Source organism: Chloroflexota bacterium (assembly GCA_014360905.1).
GTDB lineage: Bacteria > Chloroflexota > Anaerolineae > UBA2200 > UBA2200 > JACIWX01.
In genome coordinates this window covers 53,812-78,236 of the sequence record JACIWW010000008.1, presented here as the reverse complement: position 1 = coordinate 78,236, position 24,425 = coordinate 53,812, and the positions used below count along the sequence as shown (strand labels likewise).

The following is a 24,425-nucleotide window of genomic DNA, read 5'->3' as shown; positions in this document are numbered from 1 at the left end:
TCAATCCAATGCTACGTGAATCTGATGCTGTTGTTGTTCAGCAGGTGGCTGTTCCTTGCGTTGCAGACGTCTTATGGCTTCTTCGATCCATGCCAGCTCCGCCTGCATTACTGCGATTCTGTAGTCCAAGGTCAGCATCCAGAAAAAGGTCTCCCTTGGAGAGTCAACCACTTTTACATAGTCAGCACTTACCTCGGGAACCTTGCATGCACGCTCCAACCTTGCCCGCATCTGTGCAGCCACCCGCTCGAAGATAGCCAGAATCTCGTCATCAGAGAGTTGGCCAGCAAAAAAGACCTGAATCAGCCATGGAATACGCACCTCTTCCGGAGGGAGCAGCGTTGTCAGCCAACGCCGCAGCTCCTCCCGTCCCATTTCTGTCAGAGAGTAGACTCGGCGAGGCGGCCGGTTCTCGCTCTGGATGGTTTGGACCTCGACCCAGCCCTGGTCAGCCATCCGAGTAAGGGTTTAGTATAATATATTTTTAATATTATATAGGACTAATCATATAATAGCATAAAAGGCTAATTTGTAAGACCCAAGAAACAAAGAGAGCCCCCTCACCTCTCAGCTTCTTTGACAATCCTCATGCCTTGTGCTATGATGAGACAAATTTGGAAACTGTATCAAAAACAGGTAGATAAGGCGCGTATATTCGGTACTTAATGTCTTGCAAAACCCTGTTGCTGGCTTTTGAACTTGTTTATCTCTATTCCATAGCATCCGTATCATTGCGCACAATCGAACGTCATTGAGATAAAAGCAAGTAAACTTCGCTGGGGCTAGAAAGATTATCAAAACTTGGACCTCTTGCCTACACGGAAAGGAGGTGAACTGTCAACAGGGCAAGAGGGTGATCGCTCCAAATGGTACGGATGCCAGGTGTAATTACTTGTTAGAGGAGGATTTCGGTGAATATAGAACTTATTGCCCGTATTATTGGGGCCTTACTCGTGGGCTTTCTAGGATGGCAGCTTGGATTCTCTCTTAGCACCCAAGGACAGCCACCCTATCTGTATAGCATAGTGAAATTGCTTGGCAATTCTGTGGTCATATTCCTACCCTACATCCTTGCGGCGATCGGAGCTTTGTTGGGATTGCTGTTCACTCCCCATCTGACCACACGGCCATTTTTTTGGCTCAGGAGCAAATTGCGGCAAGTTCCTATATCAACTCTAGTAGCTGCCCTGATTGGCCTGGTCCTTGGTCTGATCATCTCTGCGTTACTTGCTTTGCCCCTATCTGTTTTGCCCACACCCCTGGGAGAAATTCTTCCCTTTGTCTCCGCTTTGTTGTTCACTTATCTGGGCGTTATGGTGATGGTTACTCGTGAAAAGGAGATCTTTAGTGCTTTGGGGATACGACTGACCAGAGAAAGACAAGTACCCAGGAAAGAAGAACAAGTATTGCTGGATACTAGCGTAATTATTGATGGACGCATTGCGGACATCAGCCAAACAGGTTTTATCCACGGGACTATCGTGATCCCACGCTTTGTGCTCAATGAATTGCAGCACATTGCTGACTCCCCCGACACCTTGCGACGCAACCGTGGTCGGCGTGGGCTGGATATGTTGAACAAACTGCAGAAAGAATCTCGCGTCCCGATTCGGATCGCAGAGCTCGATGTCCCTGATGTCCATGAAGTGGACGAGAAGCTTGTTAGATTGGCCAAGAACCTGGATTGTCCCATCATCACCAACGATTATAACCTGAACCGAGTGGCGGAATTGCAGGGCATTAAGGTGCTCAACGTCAACGAACTGGCCAATGCGGTGAAAACGGTGGTCTTGCCAGGTGAGACCATCACCTTGCACATCATCCAAGAAGGAAAAGAATTGGGGCAAGGTGTGGGCTATCTGGATGACGGCACAATGGTCGTTGTAGAGGAGGGTCGTCGCCATCTCAACGAAACCGTGGAAGTGAGTGTCACGCGGGTTCTGCAGACGGTGGCCGGGCGCATGATTTTTGCACAATTGGTTGGCAAGAAGTAGCTGCAGCAGAGCAGTGAGAAGCTGGTAGGTACGGCCTATATCAGCGCAGCATGCGCAATAGTTGATCACCATGGCAATTGTAACCTTATCGCGACAACTGGGCGCTGGCGGCTCTGAAATAGCCGCTGGTGTAGCAAAGGCACTTGGACTCCGTATCATTGACCGTGAGGCCATTGATTGCGCTGCATTGGAAGCGGGAGTGCCAGAGATCGCTTTGCACGAACTGGGCTATGAGGGTCGACGAGGCTTGATGCAAAGGATCTTGGATGCACTGAAAGCATCGCCTGCTATCCCTAGCATTGGCGAGATGGAGCGCCGGGAATCGGTTTTATCCCTAACCATGTCCCCACGGGGCATTTTCACGCCTGCCATGCCACTCTTGAGCGCAGCCATGGAAGATTATGTACGCATTGTGGGCATGGTAATCCTGAACATGGCCCAGGAAGGCAACGTTCTGATCATCGGCCGGGCCAGCCAGGTACTACTGAAAGACAATCCAGAGGCACTGCACATCAAGGTCATCGCCCCCTTGCCCCGTCGGGTTGAGAAACTGATGCGTATTGAAGGCATTACGCAGCGCGAGGCTACACAGCGCATTTTGGCTAGCGATCAGGCACGAGCAGAGTATCTGCGGCGTTACTATGGGGTTAACTGGCTTGACCCCCAATTATACGATCTGGTGATCAATACTGGGCGGATATCCATTCAGACGGCCATCCAACTAGTAGTGATGGCACAAGTGCAGCGGGTAATTCCAGAGGCCTCTCAGCAATGAGAGATAGATAATAAATGCAAAGTGGTGAGAATATGGGCTTAAAGGTGTATAACACGCTAACGCGACAAAAGGAAGAGTTCATCCCCTTGCAACCAGGGGAAGTCAAAATGTATGTCTGTGGGCCAAATCTGTACGGTCCGGCACACGTAGGACATGCCATGTCCTACATCGTCTTTGATACGATCAAACGGTACCTGCGCTATCGAGGCTATCAGGTCAAGCATGTACAAAACTTTACTGACATCGAAGATCGTATCATCGAGACAGCACGCTCGCTTGGCACCTCCGTTAAAGAGTTGGCGGACCGGTATATCGTCCGTTTCTTTGCCGAAATGGATGCGCTGAATATCCAACGCGCAGATTACCATCCACGTGCTACAGAGGTTATCCCCAAGATTATCGAGATGGTTCAAGGTTTAATCCAAAAAGGATATGCTTATGAGGTGGATGGGGATGTCTATTTTCGCGTAACTCGCTTTCCGGATTATGGCCGACTCTCGAAGCGCTCTTTGGACCAGATGGAGGCTGGGGCACGCATTGAGGTTGATGTACGCAAGGAGCACCCCATGGATTTTGCACTCTGGAAAGCGTCCAAGGAAGGCGAACCGTCTTGGGACAGTCCGTGGGGCAAAGGTCGTCCGGGTTGGCATATCGAATGTTCCGCTATGTCCATCCAGTTTTTGGGAGAGCAGCTCGACATACATGGCGGCGGCCCAGATGTCATTTTCCCGCATCACGAAAATGAAATTGCCCAATCTGAAGCATATACAGGTAAAACGCCCTTTGTTAAATACTGGATACACAATGGCCCTTTGAAGTTGCGCGAAGACGAGGAGAAAATGACCCGTCACCTGGGCAATTTCATTAGCGTTCAGGAGGCTCTGCAGAAATACAGTACGGATGCAATTCGCCTCTTTATCCTCTCCTCTCATTATCGTAGTCCATTGACCTGGAAAGAGGAGAATGTGTTAGCCGCTGAGCGAGGGGCAGAGAGACTGCGTGCTGCGTTGAAAGATTATACCGGTCCCCCTTCGATCAATCCAGGCGATGCCTTGTGCGAGGAGGCAGAGGCAGCCCGCCGTGAATTTATCGCAGCCATGGACGATGACTTTAACACGCCGCGAGCGATTGCGCAGGTATTTGAACTGGCGCGGATGATCAACCAAGCACGGGATAGCGGGGTTGCCTCCCAATCGCTGACCTATGCCCAGAGCATCTTGAAAGAACTGACGGATGTGCTGGGCCTGACGATGAAGGGATTGCCAGGCCCAACGGAAGCCGAGCCATTCATTGCCCTCTTAGTTGAGGTACGCAGCCAGTTGCGTGCTGCCAAGCAATGGGCACTGGCTGATAGAATCCGGGATCGTCTGGCAGAGATGGGAGTCATCCTGGAGGATGGGCCAGAAGGAACAACCTGGAAATACACTGCCGCCTAGCCCATTAAGGGGGGCGAGATCATTTGGCATCGCTCGGTGCACTGTTGGGTCCTTACTTAGGACGTGCTCTGCCCGTTCTCGCGCGTGCTCCGCTGCATGATGATAATGAATGATAGAGACTGTGCGCGAAATCCTCTATGGCCGTAATGTCGTATATGAAGCGCTCAGAGCTGGGCGTCGGCGTTTTGACAACCTGCTTGTTGCTGAGGGCATTCAGGAAGGTGGCATAGTAACGCGCATCCTGGCTCTTGCTGCAGAGCGCCACATAGCCGTGCAGCGCGTCAACCGTCGCCAGTTGGATCAACTCGGTCCTGTGAATCACCAAGGCGTTGCCGCTCAGGTGGGGACTTATCCTTACGTTGAATTGGATGTCATACTAGACCAGGCCCGCCAACGCAATGAGCTGCCTTTTCTTCTGCTCCTCGATTTCGTGCAAGATCCACAGAACCTGGGCACTTTGCTACGTACAGCCGAAGTGGTAGCTGTGCATGGTGTAGTCATCCCCCGTCACCGTGCGGCGCAAATCACTCCTGCAGTGAGCCATGCCTCCGTTGGTGCGGTAGAATATCTCCTGATTGCCCAGGTAATCAATCTGGTGCGCACTATGGAGGAATTGAAGAAAGAAGGGATATGGATCGTCGGCCTGGAGAACTTGCCTCAGGCACAGGATTATCGCGAGGCTGACCTGAACATGCCTCTAGCCTTGGTGGTGGGCAGCGAGGGTCGAGGGTTGAGCCGCTTGGTGCGTGAACATTGCGATTTCTGGATCAAGCTGCCCATGCGTGGGAAAATCAATTCTCTGAACGTTGCTGTCGCAAGTTCCATCGCGCTGTATGAAGCATGGCAACAAAGAATGACTAAATCCCGATGAGCATCCGTTGGGATTTTGTCATCTGTCATTGACTATTCTACGGCCTTACTTCTCGTACGGCTCCCCATCCGCAGCGGGCGGGATCGCTCTTCCTACAACCCCGGTCAATACGATCATGGTGACGATATAGGGAGCCATAAGCAAGAACTCGGAGGGAATGGGCACTCTCAGGATTTGTAGCTTGATCTGCAGAGAGTCGGCAAATCCAAAGAGAATCGAAGAAGCAAAAGCGCCAAAGGGTGTCCATTTGCCAAAGATCATCGCTGCCAGGCCGATAAAGCCTTTGCCTGCGGTCATGATCTCGTCAAAGCGCCCTACGGAGCCTATGGTGAAATAAGCCCCGCCGATGCCAGCAATGACCCCACCCAATATCACGCTTACGTAGCGCACGAGATAGACATTGATGCCCAATGTATCCGCAGCACGGGGGTGCTCACCTACTGCCCGAACGCGCAAACCCCACGGGGTATAGAAGAGCAGAATGTGTATAAACACGACAATAAGCAGCATCAGATACACAATGAGCCCATTCTCAAAGAAGATAGGGCCTAGGAGGGGGATCTTGGAAAGGATAGGAATAGGAATAACGCGGAAGGTCCCAGAGTTGTTCAAGAGGTTGACATTCTTCTCGAGGAAACGCGCGCTGATAAAACTTGTTGCTCCAGTGGCGAAAATATTGATGGCCGTGGCACTAATAATCTGATTCACCTTAAAGCTGACAGCCATGACAGCGTGGAAAGCCGATACGATTGCTCCCGTTAGAATGGCTGCTGCAAGTCCCATATAGAGATTCTTGGTAACCGTAGCGACAACTACTGCCGCCTGCGCGGACATCAGCATGATACCTTCAATGGCAATATTTACCACGCCGCTGCGCTCGCACATCACACCGCACAAGGCGGCCAGAGCAATTGGAGTAGCTCTGACCAAAGAGCTACTGAGCATACCCACCAAGCTAAAGGATTTGCCGCGCGCGGCCCATGTCAGGAAAGCGAACACGAAGCAAAACGCCACAACTCCCAAGAGAGCATCCCCGAAGCGAAAACCACGCACAAGTTGCAGCACTCCCAGGAGCAGCATAATCACAACCAGGGTGTAGATCGTAGATTGAGTGGGAAGGATCAGGTCCGGTATTGAGATCGCCTGGGAGCCAAAACCAGGATTAAGCCCAAATTTGGTCCGCAGTCCGGCTTCCAATCCTCTTCCAAATAGAATAAAGGTCAGTAAGCCAGCCATCAGGAACGCGATGCCTAGCCATTGGCTACGGCCCATGGTGAGTGCCCTTTGTTCAGCCCGTACAGCGGTTGTTGCCATTCTTCACACCTTTCGGATTTCAGTATTTCTCTGCTCTATTTGCCCCACCCGCGGGCGAGAACAACTTCCTCCGCTCGCTCCACGCGGATACGATATAACCAACGAATAATAGCCGGGGCAGCGATAAAGACGATGACCAACCCCTGGATGATGGAGATGATATCAATGGGAATGCCTGCCAAGGATTGCATACGCGTGGCCCCGCTACGTAGCGTGCCAAAGAGCAGGGCGGCCAGGACAACACCCCATGGGTGGCTTTTGCCCAGCAGGGCGATGGCAATGGAATCAAATCCGTAACCAGCGGTGAATCCCTGTCCTACCCAGTGGTCTACCCCTAGGACCTGGCTAGTGCCTGCTAAGCCGGCTAATGCTCCGCTCAATAGCATAGCCAGAATAATGTTGCGGGCGATGCTCATACCGGCATAGCGTGCTGCATCAGGGTTTGCCCCTACTGTGCGGATCTCAAAACCAAGGGTGGTCTTGAACAAGAACCAATAGACAAGGCCAGCCACGATGAGTGCGAGGAAGAAGCCAGCATTGAAGCGGATAGGAGGAGGAAAAAGACGCGGCAAAGCAGCGGTAGGCTCGATATTAGGCGTGACGGGGCGATAGCCTGGGGCTTTCATCGGGCCATTGAGCAACCAGTCGCTCAAGCGGAACGAGATCCAGTTCATCATAATGGTATTCACGACCTCATGGGCTCCAGTTTTGGCTTTGAGATAACCTGGTATGGCTGCCCAGATGGCTCCACCCAACGCTCCAGCCAGGATAGCCAGTGGGAGGTGAATCAGTGCAGGCAAATTCGTAATGCTATATCCAACCCAGGCTGCGGCCAATGCGCCGATGCCAATCTGGCCCTCGGCTCCGATATTGAACAAACCACAGCGAAAACCTAGCGCTACAGCCACGCCTCCAAAGATGTACGGAGTCGCAGCCACCAGGCTTTCTGTGATGGGCCAAATAGCCCGTAGAAATAAAGCATTGTCCCCGGTGCTCTGATAGATCTTGAGTCCCTCGTAGATTTCCCTCGGACTACCAAGGGAGCCATATAACAAAGCACCGTAAGCAGTAGCAATGCATCGCCAGGTAGCAGCCAAAGCCGTGCCCGGTGCGCGAAAGAAGTTACGGTATGTTGCGACTACAGTGGCATCGGTAATCACGATGACAATAGCACCAATTAGCAAGCCAGTGAAAACCGCCAAGATGGGCAGGAGCAAAGTCTGCCATGCCGAGGGGATCAGAAACCTGCGTCGCCTTCTCGCTTCCGTGACCACCTGCTTTTCCTGCGCCTGCGCTGGTGTTGATTCTGCCCCTACTTTTTCTTCGTTCACTTCTCACTCCTTATCGCGATGTGAGATCGGACAACCTTTCTAAAAGACTCGTTCTACCTCTTCTATCCCGATGGTAGGAGGTGCCAACTTGGCCGCTTCAAATGATTCCACTCCTGCCATCAGCAACCCAAGATACTCGCGGTTGATCCCTTTGGATGGCAAGATATCCATAATTCGTCCTCGGTACATAACGGCGATGCGGTCGGACAAGGCAATGATCTCATCCAACTCTGGTGAGACCAAAAGCACCGCCGTACCCTCACTGCGTTTCTCGATGATGCGTTGGTGGATATACTCGATAGAGCCTACATCCAAACCACGTGTGGGCTGGGCTGCGATGATCAATTTGACTGGGCGGGAGAATTCTCGGGCAACAATCACTTTCTGTTGGTTGCCCCCGGAAAGCGTGGAAGCAGGCACAAAAACGCTGGGAGTACGCACATCGAATTCTTCCACCAGTTTGGATGCCGTAGCAATGATGGTATTTTCCTGGATGCTGATGCCTTTGGCGAAGGGGGGTAGGTAATAGGTACAAAGCACTAGGTTGTCATGAACCGGACGGCTCAAAACCAGCCCATCCCGCTGTCGGTCCTCAGGTACATGCGCCACCCCTTTTTCCAGTATTTTGCGTGGTGCAACATTAGTAACACGTACACCCTGGATGCGCACCTCTCCACCAACAACGGGACGCAATCCAGTGAGAGCCTCTACTAGTTCTGTTTGCCCATTGCCCTGCACACCAGCGATGCCCAGGATCTCTCCTTCGCGAACATCGAAGGATACCCCATTCACCGCCAGGTTCTGGCGGTCGTCCAATACTTGGAGATTCTGTACTTCCAGGATTACCTCTCCTGGAGTGGCTGGTTTCTTATGCACCATCAACTCAACCTGGCGACCCACCATCATGGCAGCCAGCTCTGCCTGCGTAGTCTGAGCTGGCGTGGTAGTTCCCACCACACGTCCATTGCGCAGGACGGTAATGCGATCCGCGATCTTCATGACTTCGCGCAGTTTATGCGTGATAAAGATGACCGATTTGCCCTGTTTGACCAAGTTCTTGATAGTGGCGAAGAGGCGATCCACCTCCTGCGGGGTCAGGACAGCCGTGGGTTCATCCAGGATCAGAATGTCTGCTTCGCGGTACAATAACTTGATAATTTCTACCCGTTGTTGCACCCCAACTGGCAGATCCCTGATATAGGCATCTGGATCTACATCCAGTCCATATTGCTGTGAAAGCTCCCGGATGCGCTTAGCGGCTGTGCGCTGATCCAGGAAAAGCCCCCCGCGGGTGGATTCCACCCCTAGCATTACATTCTCTGTAACGGTGAGCGGTGGGATCAACATGAAATGCTGGTGAACCATGCCGATGCCTTGCGCGATAGCATCGTTTGGGCTATGGATTTTGACCTCGACCAGACCATCGCGCGAAGCAACCGAGCCAGATAGCGCAGAACGATTGCGGGGTCGCAGGAATATCTGTCCTTCATCCGGTTGGTAAAGCCCATAAAGGATATTCATCAAGGTGGACTTGCCTGCCCCATTCTCACCTAGAAGGGCATGAATTTCACCTTCTTGCAGGGTCAAATCAATATGATCATTGGCCAGCACTCCAGGGAAAGCTTTGGTAATGCCGCGCAATTCCAGGACAAGGGGCATGAAACGTTCCTCCAGAAATAGTATACAGTTCGGGCCAAGGACTGGATTTCCTTGGCCCGAACCATTCTCAGATGAGGTGATTACAAACCTAGCACACCATTCACTGTGATTTTGCCTGCGATGAGGTCTGCCTTGATCTCCTCGAGTTCTGCCTTCAGGGAAGCAGGCACCTTGGCATCATATTCGTGGAACGGAGCAATGCCCACACCGTTGTCCTTCAGCGTGCCAACATATACCCCGCCTTTGAAGGTGCCTGTGGCTACCGCCTTGATGGCATTAAAGACGGCCACATCCATGTTCTTCAGAATGCTGGTCAGATACGTCTCCTTGAACTCCGGCGCACTGATGTACCAGTCCGTGTCCACCCCAATGAGCATGGTGCCACGCTCCTTGCATGCAGCCGCCGAGCCAAGACCAACAGGACCAGCCACCGGCAGGATGATGTCCGCACCTTCATCCATCAGCGACTCAGCAAAGCGCCGCCCATCGTCGGTAGACTCAAAGTTGCCCGTGAACAAGCCCTCATCCTTGGCCGTATCCCAACCCAATACCTCCACCTTCGTGCCATGCCTCTGATTGTAGTACTTCACTCCAGCCTCAAAGCCCTTCATGAAGATGGTCACAGTCGGGATCTTAATGCCGCCAAACGTGCCTACCTTGCCCGTCTTCGTCATGCCCGCAGCAAGATAGCCAGCCAGGAAGGCAGCCTCATCGGTAGCAAAGGTCAGACCCAGCACGTTGGGCAGTTCCTTGTCCGAGCCGCAGTCCTTGCCCACCACTGCCCCAGGCCAGCAGTCGGGATAAGCATAGTCCACGATGGCAAACTTCTGGCCAGGATTGGCAATAGCCGCTTTCGCCGTGTCAACACCTAGCAGGAAGCCTACCGTGACAATCAGATCGAGCTTCTCATCCAGGAACTGCTGGATATTCTTGGCGTAGTCAGCTTGGACTTGCGATTCGAGGTACTTGCCCTCCGCTCCCAGTTGCTCCATCGCATCCAGGATTCCCTTCCAAGCAGTGGCGTTGAACGACTTGTCGTCAATGCCACCCATGTCCGTCACCTGACCTACCCGCACTTTCTTCGTCGGAGCAAGGCCAGCTTCCACGATGCAGCGATCAGCATCTTCCTGCATCTTCCTGGCGGCCTCGGCAGGTGTCTGTGTTCCAGCGATCACAGCCTGCTGGCCAGGACGCGCGCTATCCCAGAAGCAACGCAACTGCGGAGCTGCAGGCATGCCGCGCCCCTTTTCCAACTGAGCCATCGAACCCTTCAGGATGGGGTCTTGCTGGATGATAGGTGACTGGGCAACTTTCTTGTTCGAAGGCAGCACTTTGGACTTCTCGAGCCACATCTGCTGAGCATGCTCACCAGTCATGAACTCGATGAACTTTTTCACTGCTTCGAACTTGGGCGTACCGGGCTTGACCGCGGCGCTGACCATGTAGTATTTGCCGGAGGTCATCGGCGTGGGCCAGAGCCCTGTCTTGGTGATCTTGGGGATAGGAGCGGGGATGAAATCTACCCCTGCGTCCAGGTAGCCGGTCAAGGACCAGTCGCCGTTGATGATCATGGCCGCCTTGCCCTCTTTGAACAGGGTGTCCATGGTGTTGTAATCACAACCAGGTGGGACGACCTTATGCACCAGGCTGAGGTCGGCCATGAACTGCAGTGCATCTACCATGGCCGGGGTGTTGAGCGTGGGCATGTCCGTGGCGTCATCTAGCACCCAGCCACCGAAACCTCCGAGGAACGGAGCGAGCCAGAAGGGTTCCTGCGTGTTGTACGCCAGACCCCACTGACCAGCTGCCTCGTTCGTCAACTGCTTTGCCAACTGGATCAGTTGGTCGCTATCCTCTGGTGGGGTGGGGACAAGTTGCTTGTTGCAGAGCAACATCAGGTGATTGCCCGACGAGTCAGGGATACCCCACAGTGTGCCCGCAACCATTCCGCCTGCCAACGCGCCAAACACAAATTGATCCAGGAAAGCCTGGTCAAACATCTCCTTGATGGGCAGTAGGATGCCCATTACGCTGAACGGACCAGCGAAATCATTGGGACAGCGGATGATCTCCGGGGCTTCCCCGGCCAGAGAAGCGGTCTGGAACTGCGAACGCAATTCCTCATTCCCATAGTTTGTAACTTCAACCACGATATTGGGATTAGCCGCCATGAACTCATTGACCAGGGGATAGAGGACCGCATTCCGCTTGGCCTCGTCTTCCTGCTCCCACATGGTGATGGTGACCTTGGGCACTGGCGTTGCTGTTGGCACAACGGTTACCCCAGGTTTGGGTGTGGGTGTAGGCGTGGCCTTGGGTGCACACGATGTCAGCAGCATGGCAAACACCACAACCAACACTACTAAAGTTGAAAACCACTTACGCATTGTCTTTCTCCTCCTTGAAGAAAAGTTTTCCATCTTTGTCGCAAATTTGATTCACTCTTAGGAGTTTCACGTTTCTCTAGCGAATGCCACCTCCTTTCTATGCATTTATCCTTATGACAAGGATATTTTAGTACCATTTTAGTGTAGTCGAATCGCAATCCGTTGTCAATCCTATTTTAACCTTTAACCCCTCCTAGTGTCAAACCAGACACCAGCCATTTGGAAGAATAGAGGAATAGAGCCATCGCCGGTATCGCAATCATAATGGAAGCAGCTGCAAATCGCCCTGCAGCAAGTGTGAACTGTCCAGCAAATGTCCACAGACCCAATGGCCAAGTGTACATGGACGCTTTCTGCAATACTACCCGGGCTACCAAATACTCGCTCCACCCGCTCATGAAGTTGAACAAGAAAGCGATGGCTAAGGATGGTGTAGACAGCGGCAGGATGATGCGGTAGAAAGCCCCCAAGCGGGACGTGCCATCGATCAGGGCGGCCTCTTCTAGGTCGAGGGGGATAGTGTCGAAATACCCCTTCAGGATCCAGATGCTGAATGGCACGGATGTCACAGAGTAGGCGATGATCAAACCCAGGTAGTTATTGATCAGCTTGAGCCGTGTCAGCATAATATACAACGGCAGAAGCAGCATTCCTGCCGGGATCATCTGTGTAGTCAATAGGAAAATCAACCCTGGCGCGCGCCCTGGAAATCTGAACCGGGAGAAAGCATACGCCGCAGATGCTGAGAGTATCACGCCAATGGTTGCCGTTGTCAGCGTGATGATTAGACTGTTCCACAGCCACAAAAAGAAATCCGATTTGCGCTTGGTAACCGGGTCGCCAAAGAGCACCAGACGGTAGCTGTTCAGAGTGGCATCTTTCGGGATAATGCGCAAATCCGTAGAAAGCAACCGATCGCCCGGGCGAATGGAGATGGTAAAAATGCGCAGAATAGGATAGACTGCGATAATGCACGCCATGATCAAAGTCAGATGAACCAGCAAGCGCTTGAAAGGACTATCACCGTGTGCCCTATAGAAGAATTTGCGCCAGTCCATAGTATATAACTCCTTTCTCACAATTCCTCAGCCTGCTTCCCTACTCATAGACTGTCTTTAAACCGCCGCTTGCCTTGATGTACACCACGCTGAAGATAAACAGAAAAGCAAAGATCACCAGGGCAAAAGCAGCGGCGAAGCCGTAGCGGTAAAAGTCAAAGGCAGCTTTGTACAGAGAGGATACCAGGATATCTGTTTTCTCTTGCGGATTACCGCCAGTAACGAGATAGATCACATTAAGTGCGTTGAACGTCCACACCGTACCCAAGATAATGGCTGGCGTGGTCACTGGGCGCAGCAGCGGGATAGTGATGTTGCGAAACTGTTGCCAGCCCGATGCGCCGTCGATTTCGGCTGCTTCGTAATACTCCCGCGAGATGCTTTGTAAGCCTCCCAGGATAATGACCATCATGAAGGGGATTCCAAGCCAAATGTTGGAAATACACACCGCCACAAATGCCCAGAAAGGATCAGTCAGCCAGTTGATGGGTTTCAAGCCGAGATTGCGCAGCAGCACATTGAAAAATCCATAATGATAGTTGAATTCATTGCGAAGCGACATACAGGCAATACTCTGCGGAATAGCCCAAGGAAACACAAGCAGAGTACGGTATAACCCGCGGAAGCGCATAGGGCGGTTCAGCAGCAGTGCCAACCCCATACCTCCGGTGACATGAAAGAAGACATTGATTGCTGTCCAGAGAATGCTGCGCCACAGTACCTGCCAGAAGGTGGCGTCATGGGCAACGACTCCAGTGAACACAGCCCTGAAATTGTTCAGTCCATTCTGCAGGCTAAAGGTGTAGGTGCGCACCGTTGTCATGGACATGTTCGTGAAGGCCAAATAGACGTTGTAGGCAAATGGGTAGAGGATCAAGCCAGCAATGCCTATCAACGCTGGCGTCAGCAACAGGTAGGCCAGGCCCAGCTTGGTAATACGTGGGCAGCCCAGGAGCCAGTACAGGGCAAGGTCTGCCAGTAGGAAGGCAATTCCAATCCCTACTTTGCGTGTCGTGCTCAGCCCCTCAGCCGGCTTGACATAGCGAATGAAAGCGAAGAGCAACAGTGCAGTCAAAGCCAGTATCACCACTCCGAAGAGCACATTCCTTGGTCGGCGGTAAAACAGCGTGTAAACCACTGCTTCGACCAGTGCCAGGGCGCCAATGATCATCAGCAGGAAGCGCAAGACTGTGATCAGAGAGGTGCCCATGATCTGGGGAGTCAGGCTAATCATCTATAAAACTTCTCCTTTCCTTGCATCTATATGCTCATTTTACTTTAATTTCACCAAAGCCAAATTCTTAGAGTTTTGCATGCTTCACAGTTCAATTCATGGACCTTTCTCGTTTGGCAAAGACGCGGTAATCCACATCGGGAAATGGGTTGTCCAGCTCGGCAGCATTGGCCAAAAAGTGCTTGTTCATCTCAGTGAGCGTTCCAGAATCGGCTATGGATGCCAGGTGGTGAAAGCGTGCCAGGTGCTGCTGGAAGCGTCCGCTGGCGTATTCCCGGGCCTGCCCTGTGCTGATGAGGAATGGCCAATCGCTGCTTTCCAGGAGCAACAATTCACGGGCTGCCTGGTTCAAGACATCTCGCAGGTCGCCATCAGCCTGTGGGTAGTGCGCAACCAGTTCCTCCATGCGCAGTTCAGCACTGTGTATGAGGGGCCACATCCATTCGGTATCCGGGTTTAGCCAAGTCCAGTGGCCGCCGCCCTGCCCCCACGAGCTTTCGGACAGAGCGATCACTTCATCTGGTGGATAAGCCTCCAGATAATCGCCGGCGGTCATCACAGCGACTGTTTCGTTTTTGTCCAAACGATGCAGCACTTCTGTGAGCCAGGCAACGCCCTCGAACCACCAGTGGCCGAAAAGTTCAGTGTCATATGCCGAGACGACAATACCCGGTTTTCCCGTAGTATCGTAGTAGCGGCTCACTTCCTCTTCCAGGATGTGCACGAAATGGTCGGCGTGCAGGTGCACCTGGTTCATAGCAGGTTGGGGATCGTACAGTGCCTTTTGTCCCAGATCTACCTGGGCTCCGGTGATACGCCAGTACTGCAGACCAGAGTGGTCATCTTTGCGGTGAAACTCGCGGTAGAGAAAGTCGCCCGGATAACCGTGAGCAGCAGACCACACCTGCAAGCCAGTGCGCTCATCGCGGCCGTAGACGGCTACATTCGCGGAATAGACGTAGTACGGTCGCATGGTTGTGCGTTGCTTGGCCTCGGGGCGCTCATCCATGCGCACGACAAGCTTGCGCTTTGGCAGTGCACCATATGGCCCGATGGCGTCCCCGGCAACTTTGCCAACGAGTTTCCCTCCGATAATCACATGCGTATCGGTGAAAAAGTAGCCCAGATTCAATTCGCTGAGGAATTCTTCGATGCCGGGCTTATACGTGCCATCCTGGACAAAAGCGGGGCGATAGCCACATTCCGGGAGCCAGATGCCGCGTGGTGCACGCCCCAGATGCCGTCGGGAAGTTTCCCAACCCACCTTCAACTGTCCATAGATTGTGGAATCGCGCTCCATCAAGGGCAGATAGCCATGTGTAGCCGCGCTGGTTAGGATGTCCAGGTTTCCTTCATCTTGTAGTTGTCGAAAGGCGGCTACCAGATTCCTTTTGTATCTTTCGGTAAAAGATTCCAGAATGTTTCGGTACCAATTGAGATAGAATTCAGCCAAATAGAGCAGATGAGCATCGTGGTTTGCCTGGTGACGTCTGATGTCCGCTTCCACCAATGCTAACTTCTCCAGGACATAGAGTTCGAAATGAGCAAGGACATCAGGATCGGATAATTGCTCCAGCAGGATGGGAGTCAGGCCAATGGTCAGACGGGGTGTGCAACCTTCTTGCTTTAATTCAAAGAGAGCATCGAGAAGGGGAATGTACGTCTCCGCAATGGCTTCATGGACCATTTCCTCGCCATGAGGCCAGCGGCCAGCCTTGCGCACGTAGGGCAAATGGCTGTGCAACACGAAGGTGAAGGCACCTTTCATCATGAGCCTCCTGCAGTAGTATACGATTTGCATCGTCTGTAACGAGCGATATGGACTCCTTCGTCCAAGGCTTCAGCATCATAAGATGGCCGTTGCCGGCTTGTAATGGAGTGCAGTGTGTTAAATTATACTGACAAATTTCATTCCGCAAAATACACCACGGGCCCAGCGATTCTTCCCCAGCAACTGTTTTCAGATACAGATGTTTGGGTTAGAATGTACTCTGAGGTAACGAAGGTTAGGGTATGAGGATCCCATGCGATAAACTACCCGTAAACCACTAACCATGATATAATTGGCACTGCGCCAAGAGATTGCCAGACAAGGAGCAGGAAGCTAACTCTGGGTAGTTGCTCTTTGCGGTAAGTTGCTGAGATAATGGAAGAACCTTACTTTTTTGACGAAGCGACAATTCATGTCCGGGCAGGGAAGGGCGGAAACGGCTGTGTCAGTTTCCGCCGCGAAAAGTTCGTCCCATTTGGCGGCCCCAATGGGGGCAATGGCGGAGATGGTGGCGATGTGTACATCGTCGCTAACAGACACCTAAATACACTGATTCAATTTCAAAGACAGCAACATTTCCGAGCTGAAGCAGGTGGCAATGGTCAGAGTAAAGACAAACAGGGCAAGCGGGGGAAAGATCTGCTCATCCAAGTGCCACTCGGCACAGTAGTTCGCGATGCCCAGACTGGAGAACTGCTGGCTGACCTGGTCCATGAGGGGCAAAGTGTGCTCGTCGCCAGGGGTGGAAGGGGTGGAAGAGGCAACGCTGCTTTTGCCTCTCCCACGAACCAGGCCCCGCGCATCGCTGAAAAAGGTGAGCCAGGCGAGGTCCGTTCGCTGAAACTGGAATTGAAGCTGATCGCCGATGTGGGCATCATCGGCGTACCCAATGCTGGCAAATCCACTCTGCTCGCTGCGGTAAGCGCAGCCCGACCAAAGATCGCCGATTATCCCTTCACTACCCTGACGCCCAATCTCGGCGTGGCAACGATTGATGACCACAATCTGGTATTAGCGGACATCCCGGGTCTGATTGAAGGAGCTCACGCCGGAGCAGGACTTGGCACCAAGTTCCTGCGCCATATTGAACGCACCCGCGTATTGATCCATCTCCTGGACGGAGCTTCTGCACATCCCTTGCAAGATTTTGAGACAGTGAATGCCGAATTGGCTTTGTTCAGTCCGAGGCTGGCGGCTAAGCCCCAGGTCGTAGCCTTGAACAAAATGGATCTGCCGCAAGCTCAGCAAGCGTGGCCTTCTGTACAGGCGGAGATGTGCAAACGACATCTCCCTGTTTTTGCCATATCTGCAGTAACCGGTGCAGGGACGGGAGAGTTGCTGCACGGTGTGCTCAGGCTGCTGGAGGAGATACCCGTAGAGGAAATCCTGGTAGAAGAAGCCAGAATCTTCCGCCCGGTCGAGGATGAGGATGCCTTTGAGGTCGTGAGAGAAGACGACCACTTTCGTGTGCGAGGACGCCGGGTGGAAAGAGTTGCAGCAATAACGGATTGGAACAATGACGAAGCCGTGGCTCGCTTTCAGCGCATCTTGAGGACCATGGGCATCTTTGATGCTTTGCAACGCGCAGGTGTCCAGCCGGGGGATACCGTACTGATTGGCAATTCTGAATTGGAGTGGCAATAAAGTGAAGCGACGTATTGGAGTCTTTGGGGGCACATTTGACCCCATTCATTATGGGCATCTAGTGATCACCGAAGATGCGCGGGTTTATCTACAACTAGAAAAGGTATTGTTCGTACCGGCACGCCAGCCTCCACACAAAGCACAAGGTTCCTATTCCGCTTTTCAACACCGTGTGCGCATGACTGAGCTGGCTATCGCCGATAACCCGCATTTTGTCCTTTCACTCATTGAGGCGGAGCGACCTGGCCCATCCTATACGGTAGATACATTACGTCAATTGCGCGCTGAATTCGGACCCGATGTGGACTTGTACTTTATCATTGGTATGGATTCCTTGGCCAACATTGAATCCTGGTACAAACCAGCGGAATTATTAACTTTATGTCGAATCGTGGTCGCCGAACGCGCGGGTTATCACGTAGACTTGTCCGCACTGGAAGAAGCGTTGCCTGGCTTGCGGAACAAGCTCGAGTTAATCGACACGCCGGAGTTATCCATATCTTCGACAGATTTGCAGCGGCGGGTACGCTCTGGTCTGGCCATCCGCTACCAATTACCGTCTCAGGTCGAGAAATATATTTACGAGCATCGACTCTACCTGGATGAAGAAGCACAAGGAGATGCCTCTTTTTGGCAAGGGACGCTGCGTTGAAACTAAGCTTCTCCACTGGCACTCTGTATCATTGCCCCTTGCGGATTGCCTTTGCTCTTGCATGCGAGGCTGGTTTCGAGGGGGTGGAATTGGTCCTCAGTCCAGAGATCATCCTGCGTGGTGCCTCTTATGTGCGCAGGCTAAGTCAGGAATATGCTCTCCCCGTGCTCAGCGTGCACCCACCTATCGTGCCCTACCCCGGGCAGAATAGCGCAGGGTCCATTCTACCACGCCTGGTTTCCTTGGCTGAACAGCTAGATTGTCCCCTTGTCGTGCTACACGTACCCAAAGTAACTACTCCACAAGATCGCAAATGGGCCGAGTTCACAGACGTGCTATTGCGCGCACGGGAACAAGCCAACCCAGGGGTGCAAATTTCTCTAGAGAACCCTGGGTTCTTTCGGCGATCCGATGCCCATTATATCTTACACGATGCACGTCGGCTACGCGCTTTCGCTGACCAATACGATTTGCCCCTCACGTTTGATACCGCCCATGCGGGTGCATCGTCCTATCCACTCATGGAAGCCTATGAGTTATTTCACGGGCGAGTGGTCAATGTGCACTTCAGCGACTTGGTATCGCGGCGCATTTTCCCGGATTGGCCACCACTTTATAGTTTTCTGAAACATCATCAGATGCCAGGCGAGGGGATTCTGCCACTAGCAGAGTTCGTGCGGCTCCTGCTGGCCAGCGGCTATTCGGGCCCATTCACCTTAGAAGTCAGCCCTACGGCCATTGGAGCTTGGAGCCTGTCACGCGTGCGCAAGGGATTGGCAAGGATGATCGAGTTTGTGCGACGGATCGAAATGGGGTGATAAAATACAAGATCCATCTCTAAACAAGTGGCCCGGGCTCCCATGCCCCATATTCGGCAACATGGGAGCCACTCCTGCTGCGTCTAGGGATAGTCTTTACGGAGCCACTCTATCCAGATCTCTGGGAAAGAGCGTAGCCTCGCGCAGGTTCCTTAATCGTGCCAATTGCATCAGCAACCGTTCCAATCCCATGCCAAAACCACCGTGGGGAGGCATCCCATACTTGAAAGCCTGTAGGTAGCCTGCAATGTCTTCTGGGTCAATCCCCCACTTTCGTGCATTGTCTAGTAACTGTTCATAACGATGAATGCGCTGGCCTCCTGTCACTACCTCACATCCACGGAATAGCAAATCAAAACTCTTGGTAAGCGTCGGATCCTGGTCATCGGGCATGGCGTAGAACGGACGCTTGGAGGTTGGATAGTGCGTGACAAACAACAGCTCTGAGCCCAGCTCTTGCTCGGCGTATTCACAGAGCCATTCTTCATGCTGGGGCGAGAGGTCCGGTTCGCCACGGCAATCTTCGCCATGGCGCTCGAAAATCAGTTGCTGGGCTTCTGGCAGACGAAGCGCAGGGATCGTTTGGCCAATAGCAGGTACTTTTATCTTAAGCAGATCGATCTCACGCTGGCATACCTGGGTAAGCCGGTTGAAAATATGGCGCAATATCTCTGTGAGCATGGCCATTACATCGGTGTGATCTTGGATGAATCCCATCTCGATGTCAAGACTGACATACTCGTTCGTATGCCGCGCAGTGTTATGTTTCTCAGCACGAAAAACCGGGCCAATCTCAAAAACTCGCTCAAAGACTCCCACCATGATCTGCTTATAGAACTGCGGGCTTTGCGCAAGATAAGCTGGGCGACCGAAGTAATCCAGAGCAAAGACGTTGGCGCCGCTTTCGGTGGCTGAACCAACGATCTTCGGCGTCTGAATTTCCACGAAACCTTGCTGCATCAGGTATTCACGGAAACCAGCCATGATCTCGGCTGAGATGCGGAACAGCGCCCGCTTGCGCAAATGACGCAAACCGATCGGCGCATTGTCCAAGAAGACATCCAAGCCGGGCTTTAGTTCCTTTTTGTTGATCTCGAAAGGCAAGGGTTCTAGAACTGGCGAAATCACCGTAACCTGGCAGTCATGCAGTTCTGCACCCCCTGGAGCGCGAGGCTCTTCAGCCACCACTCCCTCGACTTGCAATACCGTCTCGTATTGCAAGCCCTTGAGCTTCGCCATTTCTGCAGCATCATCCAGGACAGCCTGAAAAGTTCCTGCTCCATCGCGCAAAACCAGGAAGCCGAACTGCCCCAAATCGCGCCAGTTGTGCATCCAGCCGGCAAGCTTGATTCTCTTTCCTACATGGCTAGGCGCTTCATCTGTTCGTATCCTTTGCATCGTTACCTCCCGATACAAAAAATACCCCGCCTGACTAAAGGACGGGGTTTCCCGTGGTGCCACCTTTATTCTCACTAGCCTTCTGGCCAGTGACTCTGTGGGTTAATAACCCAAGCTCGCTAACGGGAGCATCCGGCGCAGCCTACTACGCTGTTCAATCACGATTGCCTGTCCTACTGAAACGAGCGGAGTCATCTTTTCGCTTCTGCATCATTGCAGTCCCCCATTCAGGACGACACGAGGCGCTCTTTTGCTAATCAGCTTTTCGACCGCGCAGCTCCAGAGTGTCTTTCAGAGATTCCTGAAGGCTACCTCTCACCTGGCGTAGCTCTCTGTGCTTCGGTGGATCTCCTACTCTCTCCTTCACCGCTTTGGCGCTTTTATACCATAAAAGTCGACAACAGTCAATTCACTCGTGGATCACTACCAAAGTGCCGGCACCACGTGTAGTATCCCAGACCTCAGTGGCGCCTGGCGGAAGCGGGGGATCGGTCCACTCAAACAGCCACTTTGCATCCTGCACACGAAGGTTCACGCATCCGTGACTGCGCGGCCGACCAAAGTCATTGTGCCAATAAGTCCCGTGCAGGGAATACGCACCATAGAAATACATTACATAGGGCACGTTGGGCTGCACATAATCTGGGCCGACCATCGTCTGCGAGAGCAATTTGCGATAGATGCGGAAACGACCAGTTACCGTAGGCGTGCTGGCAGCGCCTGTCGATACCTCAACACGAAAAACTTCTACCTCCCCCTCATAGGCAATGAGCCTCTGTGTAGAGAGGTCAACTTCGATCCACTTCTCGCCACGCACAGGCTGAGTTATAGGAGGAACGGCTGTCGGCGAGGAAGTTTGGGTTGGCGAAGGGCTCGGCATCAAGGTATTCGTTGCTGTAGGCGTGGGTGTCGCAGTACTGGTCGGCGTAGCAGTAGGCGTGGCAGTCGGAGTGGATGTTGCAGTGGGCATGGCAGTTGGCGTCAATGTAGGTGTAGAAGTGGGCGTCAGCGTTGCCGTAGATGTAGTGGTGGGGGCAAAGATAAAGCCACGCAGAGCATCATTATTCATTAGGCTGAACGCGCCCCCTGCGATGCAGAGCAGCAACAAACCTATCAGAAGAACAGGCCATAAGTAGGAAAAGATTGCTCGTTCGACGGCCACTTGCTGGGTCTTTTGCATCCGCTGCTTTGCCCATTCCAGGCCTGCTTGTGCCCGCTTATTATTGGGGTTGATTTTCAGCACTTGCTGCAGATAGGCAATGGACTCACGAGGGTCATCGGCTAGCCCTGCTTGCCAAAGCAAGGCTTCTTCGTTAGCAGGGTCTATTCTCAGCACACGAACGAAATAGCGTCGAGCTGCAGACCAATGCCCCGCTTCCGCTGTGGCACGACCCAAACTGAGCAATCGTTCTATCTCGGCTTTGTTTCGAATCTGCTGTTCCATGCCTTATCCAGAACTGTGCTATTATCCATTATAGCACAAAGCATGCGCAATGTAGAAGATATTGGCTTATGGCAAACTTTGTGGTATGATGTAATTGCAAACAAAATGGATGCCAGCACCATATTGGAGGAGGGATAGCCTCATGAAAGCGGTTGTCATGGCGGGTGGTGAGGGTTCACGGTTGCGGCCATTGACCATCAACCGCCCCAAGCCAATGGTACCCCTGGTAAACAAACCTGTGCTCTTTCATATCCTGGAGCTCTTAAAAAGACATGGCATCACCCAAGTAGTGCTGACTCTGCAATACATGGCTGACATAGTACAAGATTATTTCGGAGATGGCTCAGCGCTGGGCATGGAAATCAACTATTCCATCGAAGAAATCCCTCTTGGCACGGCGGGGAGTGTGAAGAATGCGCAACAATACTTGGATGACACTTTCATTGTGATCAGCGGCGATGCAGTAACTGATTTTGACCTCAGTGCCATCATTCAGTACCACAAGGCTAAAAAAGCGGTAGCGACATTGACTTTATATCGAGTGCCGAATCCACTGGAATATGGCGTAGTGATTCTCAATGGAGAAGGGCGCATCCTAGAATTCCAGGAGAAGCCCAGTTGGGGCGAAGTCATTTCCGACACAGTCAATACTGGCATATATGTGCTAGAGCCGCAAATGTTGGACCTCTTCGAAGCAGGCAAAGCCTTTGATTTCAGCAAAGACCTGTTCCCCATCCTGCTAGCAAAAGGTGAACCTCTCTATGGTTATGTATCTGATGGTTATTGGTGCGATGTAGGGAATATTCAGGAATATATGCGTGCGTGCAGCGATGTATTGGAGGGACGTGTCCATCTCGAACCCATTGGCAGAGAAATCGGCGCTGGAGTGTGGAGTGGTGACAATGTAGAGATCGCCCCAGATGCACATCTCTATGGCCCCATCTATCTAGGAAATGGCGTGAAAATCAAGGGAGGCGTGGTTGTGCGGGGGCCAAGCGTAATCCGCGACTATACCATTATCGATAACAGAGCTCAAGTTGACCGCAGCATTGTCTGGCGAAATTCTTACGTGGGCGAAGGAGTAGAACTGCGTGGCGCCATCGTGTGCCGGCAATGCAGTATCAAGAGCAAAGTAGTCATCTTTGAAGGCGCCGTAGTGGGTGACATGAGCACAGTTGGCGAGCGAGCGATCATTCATCCAAATGTCAAGATATGGCCGGAGAAAGTAGTCGAAGCCGGAGCAACAGTGAAAGCCAGCATTATCTGGGGTTCTCAAGGGCGCCGTGTGCTTTTTGGGCGATATGGAGTCACTGGACAAGTCAATGTGGATCTGACGCCGGAGTTCGCTACCAAGTTGGGAGCAGCCTTTGGCACTACTTTGCCCAAAGGAGCCGTGGTAACCATCAACCGCGATCCCCACCGCAGCCCCCGTATGCTGAAGCGCGGGTTGATCTCTGGCTTGCCCTCTGCGGGCATTCACGTGCGTGATTTGCGCAGCGTGCCCATCCCCGTGGCTCGTTACATTACCCGCAAAATTAGGGCGGCGGGTGGCCTCCATGTCCGCCTTTCTCCACATGACAACCGCGTGGTTGATATCAAGTTCATGGATAGCCGTGGCTTGAACTTGAGCAAAGATGCCGAACGCAACATAGAACGCATCTTTTTCCGCGAGGATTTCCGACGCGTCTATCTCGATGAGATCGGGCTCATTGAGTATCAACCTGACGTCATTGAGACTTATACAGCTGATTTTCTCGCCCGGCTGAACACCCAGGCCATCCAAAATGCTCCTTTCTCCATCGTTGTGGACTATGCCAACGCTCCCACCTCGCTTGTTTTGCCTAATATCCTCCGACATCTTGGGGTCAGAGTGGTGGAACTCAATGCGGCGCTAGATGAAAGCAAGATGTCCATTCCATCCGCGGAATTCCAACAATCTTTGCAGCAGTTAGCTGCTATTTGCGCGGCGCTGGGTCCGAACCTAGGGGTAAGGTTAGACGTTGGGGGCGAGAAAATCTTTCTAGTGGACGATCGAGGCAAGATTCTGCCCAGTGGCGTTGCCACTATTGCGTTGGCAGCTCTAGCATTGCGCGCATATAGTGGGGGCATCATCGCCGTGCCTGTTACTGTCTCTCGCACATTAGAAATGGTTGCAGCGCAATACGGTGGACGTGTGATTCGTACCAAAGCAGACATGCACGATGTCATGGAAGCTGCGACCCAAGAAGGTGTCGTAATGGCTGCGGATGGTGCTGACAATTTCATCTTCCCTCAATTTCAACCCGCAGTGGATGGCATAATGGCTCTGGCTAAATTGCTCGAATTCTTGGCCACACAAAATGTGCGGCTATCTGAAATCACGGCTTCGCTGCCCCCACAGTACATGGCAGTGCGCTCTGTTCCTTGCCCGTGGGAAGCCAAGGGGACTGTCATGCGCTTATTACACGAACGTTACAAGGAGCACCGGGAGATACAGGTGGATGGCGTCAAAGTGCAGTTGGGGCAAGATTGGGTGCTGGTTCTACCTGATCCTGATCAACCGCTTTTTCGCGTCTACGCAGAATCAGACTCGACTGCTGCCGCTGAGGAGTTAGCGGACAAATACGCACACATTGTAGAAAGTCTTCAGGAATAAGAAT

General features: G+C 52.6%; 18 protein-coding genes and 1 other annotated feature. Of the genes, 8 read left to right on the top strand and 10 right to left on the bottom strand.

Annotated features, from left to right (window positions below):
* Complete coding sequence (locus H5T67_05295) at positions 1 to 456, bottom strand: PadR family transcriptional regulator (GenBank protein ID MBC7244731.1); 456 nt, start codon at positions 454 to 456, stop codon at positions 1 to 3.
* A 455-nt stretch (positions 457 to 911) separates the two neighbouring features.
* Between H5T67_05295 and H5T67_05290 the strand changes: the two genes are divergently transcribed.
* The 4 genes from H5T67_05290 (at position 912) to rlmB (ending at position 5,076) form a co-directional block, all read left to right on the top strand.
* Entirely contained in the window at positions 912 to 1,994 is a 1,083-nt protein-coding gene (locus H5T67_05290; GenBank protein MBC7244730.1) for a PIN domain nuclease, read from the top strand.
* A gap of 70 nt (positions 1,995 to 2,064) precedes the next feature.
* Positions 2,065 to 2,769: a cytidylate kinase-like family protein gene (locus tag H5T67_05285; GenBank protein MBC7244729.1), complete on the top strand. Its 705-nt coding sequence runs from the start codon at positions 2,065 to 2,067 to the stop codon at positions 2,767 to 2,769.
* 32 nt (positions 2,770 to 2,801) lie between these two features.
* Positions 2,802 to 4,205: a cysteine--tRNA ligase gene (locus tag H5T67_05280; protein ID MBC7244728.1), complete on the top strand. Its 1,404-nt coding sequence runs from the start codon at positions 2,802 to 2,804 to the stop codon at positions 4,203 to 4,205.
* A gap of 109 nt (positions 4,206 to 4,314) precedes the next feature.
* Positions 4,315 to 5,076 carry a 23S rRNA (guanosine(2251)-2'-O)-methyltransferase RlmB gene (gene rlmB, locus H5T67_05275; GenBank protein ID MBC7244727.1) on the top strand — a complete coding sequence of 254 codons (762 nt, stop codon included), beginning with the start codon at positions 4,315 to 4,317 and terminating at the stop codon, positions 5,074 to 5,076.
* 45 nt (positions 5,077 to 5,121) lie between these two features.
* On the opposite strand, the gene H5T67_05270 is transcribed toward rlmB, so the two are convergent.
* From H5T67_05270 to H5T67_05240, 7 genes are all read right to left on the bottom strand, one after another.
* The gene (locus H5T67_05270; protein MBC7244726.1) at positions 5,122 to 6,390 is read right to left on the bottom strand and encodes an ABC transporter permease; all 1,269 of its coding nucleotides are present in this window, start codon (positions 6,388 to 6,390) and stop codon (positions 5,122 to 5,124) included.
* Positions 6,391 to 6,425: 35 nt separating this feature from the next.
* Positions 6,426 to 7,721, bottom strand: a complete 1,296-nt coding sequence (locus H5T67_05265; GenBank protein ID MBC7244725.1) for an ABC transporter permease — start codon at positions 7,719 to 7,721, stop codon at positions 6,426 to 6,428.
* A 39-nt stretch (positions 7,722 to 7,760) separates the two neighbouring features.
* Positions 7,761 to 9,380, bottom strand: a complete 1,620-nt coding sequence (locus H5T67_05260; GenBank protein MBC7244724.1) for an ABC transporter ATP-binding protein — start codon at positions 9,378 to 9,380, stop codon at positions 7,761 to 7,763.
* Between the two features lie 80 nt (positions 9,381 to 9,460).
* Positions 9,461 to 11,767, bottom strand: coding sequence for an extracellular solute-binding protein (locus tag H5T67_05255; protein ID MBC7244723.1), 2,307 nt, complete (start codon positions 11,765 to 11,767; stop codon positions 9,461 to 9,463).
* Positions 11,768 to 11,943: 176 nt separating this feature from the next.
* Complete coding sequence (locus H5T67_05250; protein MBC7244722.1) at positions 11,944 to 12,825, bottom strand: sugar ABC transporter permease; 882 nt, start codon at positions 12,823 to 12,825, stop codon at positions 11,944 to 11,946.
* A 40-nt stretch (positions 12,826 to 12,865) separates the two neighbouring features.
* A complete protein-coding gene (locus H5T67_05245; GenBank protein ID MBC7244721.1) occupies positions 12,866 to 13,996 on the bottom strand; it encodes a sugar ABC transporter permease in 1,131 nt (376 codons plus the stop codon).
* A 154-nt stretch (positions 13,997 to 14,150) separates the two neighbouring features.
* Positions 14,151 to 15,830, bottom strand: a complete 1,680-nt coding sequence (locus H5T67_05240; protein MBC7244720.1) for a DUF1957 domain-containing protein — start codon at positions 15,828 to 15,830, stop codon at positions 14,151 to 14,153.
* A gap of 375 nt (positions 15,831 to 16,205) precedes the next feature.
* Between H5T67_05240 and obgE the strand changes: the two genes are divergently transcribed.
* The 3 genes from obgE to H5T67_05225 are packed head-to-tail and all read left to right on the top strand — an operon-like array spanning position 16,206 to position 18,944.
* On the top strand, positions 16,206 to 17,474 hold the full coding sequence (obgE, locus tag H5T67_05235) for a GTPase ObgE (GenBank protein MBC7244719.1): 1,269 nt from the start codon (positions 16,206 to 16,208) through the stop codon (positions 17,472 to 17,474).
* The gene (locus H5T67_05230) at positions 17,455 to 18,126 is read left to right on the top strand and encodes a nicotinate-nucleotide adenylyltransferase (GenBank protein MBC7244718.1); all 672 of its coding nucleotides are present in this window, start codon (positions 17,455 to 17,457) and stop codon (positions 18,124 to 18,126) included. Before obgE ends, H5T67_05230 begins: the two co-directional genes overlap by 20 nt.
* Entirely contained in the window at positions 18,105 to 18,944 is an 840-nt protein-coding gene (locus tag H5T67_05225) for a sugar phosphate isomerase/epimerase (GenBank protein ID MBC7244717.1), read from the top strand. Before H5T67_05230 ends, H5T67_05225 begins: the two co-directional genes overlap by 22 nt.
* Positions 18,945 to 19,040: 96 nt before the next feature.
* Here H5T67_05225 and aspS read toward each other — a convergent pair whose 3' ends face one another.
* Together aspS and H5T67_05215 are read right to left on the bottom strand one after the other, a co-directional pair.
* Positions 19,041 to 20,342, bottom strand: a complete 1,302-nt coding sequence (aspS, locus tag H5T67_05220) for an aspartate--tRNA(Asn) ligase (protein ID MBC7244716.1) — start codon at positions 20,340 to 20,342, stop codon at positions 19,041 to 19,043.
* Positions 20,343 to 20,376: 34 nt separating this feature from the next.
* Positions 20,377 to 20,718: a binding site (T-box leader), on the bottom strand.
* Between the two features lie 33 nt (positions 20,719 to 20,751).
* The gene (locus tag H5T67_05215; GenBank protein MBC7244715.1) at positions 20,752 to 21,786 is read right to left on the bottom strand and encodes a L,D-transpeptidase family protein; all 1,035 of its coding nucleotides are present in this window, start codon (positions 21,784 to 21,786) and stop codon (positions 20,752 to 20,754) included.
* Between the two features lie 142 nt (positions 21,787 to 21,928).
* On the opposite strand from H5T67_05215, the gene H5T67_05210 reads away from it, so the two are divergent.
* Positions 21,929 to 24,421 carry an NTP transferase domain-containing protein gene (locus tag H5T67_05210; GenBank protein ID MBC7244714.1) on the top strand — a complete coding sequence of 831 codons (2,493 nt, stop codon included), beginning with the start codon at positions 21,929 to 21,931 and terminating at the stop codon, positions 24,419 to 24,421.
* The last annotated feature ends 4 nt before the right edge of the window (positions 24,422 to 24,425 follow it).